The organism is Stenotrophomonas sp. YIM B06876 (genome assembly GCF_030711595.1).
Taxonomy (GTDB): Bacteria; Pseudomonadota; Gammaproteobacteria; order Xanthomonadales; family Xanthomonadaceae; genus Stenotrophomonas.
This window is the reverse complement of the sequence record NZ_JAUJUJ010000222.1, coordinates 1-1,286: the sequence shown is the minus strand read 5'-3', so window position 1 is coordinate 1,286 and position 1,286 is coordinate 1. Positions and strand designations below refer to the sequence as shown.

Here is a 1,286-nt window from a genome sequence, read left to right as displayed (position 1 = left end):
CTGCAGTCGCTGATGCTGCTGGCCGTGGAACATGGCCTGGCCACCTGCGCCCAGGGTTTCTGGCGCCGCTACGACAGCAGCCTGGCGGTGCACCTGCAGCTGCCCGAGCCGTACCGCGTGGCGTTCGGCGTGGCGCTGGGCTACGAAGACAAGGCCGCGCCCATCAACACCCTGCAAGCCAGCCGCGCGCCGCTGGAGGAATGGGCCGCTCTGCGCGGGTTTTGATACCGGCTTGCGCTCGCAGCGGTCACGGTGTTGCTTCGCTTAAATTTTGATAGCTATCATCGCTTACACAGCAAGCGTTAGCGGCCAATTTCGCTTGAATTCGGCGCTGGCACCGATCAGTGCGGCTTGATGGCCACCTTCAGCACGCCGTCGCGCTGGTGCGAGAACAAATCGTAGGCCGCCACGATGTCGTCGAGCTTGTAGTGGTGCGTCACCAGCAGGCCCAGATCAAGGCGACTCGATGCCACCACGTTCATCAGGCGGCGCATGCGCTCCTTGCCGCCGGGGCACAGGGCCGTGTTGATCCTGTGGTCGCCCAGGCCGGCCGCAAGCGCCGACAGCGGAATCGTCAGATCCGACGAATACACGCCCAGGCTCGACAGCGTGCCGCCCGGCTTGAGAACGCGCAGCGCCGACTCGAACGTCCCCTGCGTGCCCAGCGCCTCGATGGCCGAGTCCGCGCCCCGGCCGCCGGTAAGCTTCATGACCTCATCGACCACGTCGCAGTTCTTGAAGTTGAGCGTCACATCGGCCCCCATCTTCTTGGCAATGCCCAGGCGGTGGTCGTTGCCATCGACGCCGATGATGGTCGTGGCCCCCAGCAGGCGCGCGCCTGCCGTGGCGCACAGGCCGATCGGGCCCTGGGCAAACACCACCACGGTGTCGCCGATGCGGATGTTGGCGTTTTCGGCGCCCTTGAAGCCGGTGGACATGATGTCGGGGCACATCAGCACCTGCTCATCGGTCAGGCCGTCGGGGATGGGCGCGAGGTTGGCCTGAGCGTCGGGCACCAGCACATATTCGGCCTGCGTGCCGTCGATCAGGTTGCCAAAGCGCCAGCCGGCGGTGGCTTTGTAGCCGTGGCAGCCGCAGCGGCCGCTGGGAATGAGGTAGCTGCCGTCCTGCGACGCTGCGCCGTCCTGCGCGGCATACGAATTGAAATTCGGGCAGATGGCGCCGGCAATGACGCGCTGGCCTTCGGAATAGCCCGTCACGGCGCTGCCGAGTTTTTCGATCACGCCGACCGGCTCGTGGCCGATGGTCAGGCCCTTGGCCACCGG

Annotated in this window: 2 protein-coding genes; one reads left to right on the top strand and one right to left on the bottom strand. The window is 66.2% G+C overall.

Going from position 1 to position 1,286, the window contains the following annotated elements:
• Positions 1 to 225, top strand: a 225-nt coding sequence (locus QZH66_RS16265; protein ID WP_305806921.1) for a nitroreductase family protein, incomplete at its 5' end; no start/stop codon positions are given.
• 116 nt (positions 226 to 341) lie between these two features.
• On the opposite strand, the gene QZH66_RS16260 is transcribed toward QZH66_RS16265, so the two are convergent.
• The coding region (locus tag QZH66_RS16260; protein WP_305806920.1) for a zinc-binding dehydrogenase at positions 342 to 1,286 on the bottom strand (945 nt) is incomplete at its 5' end.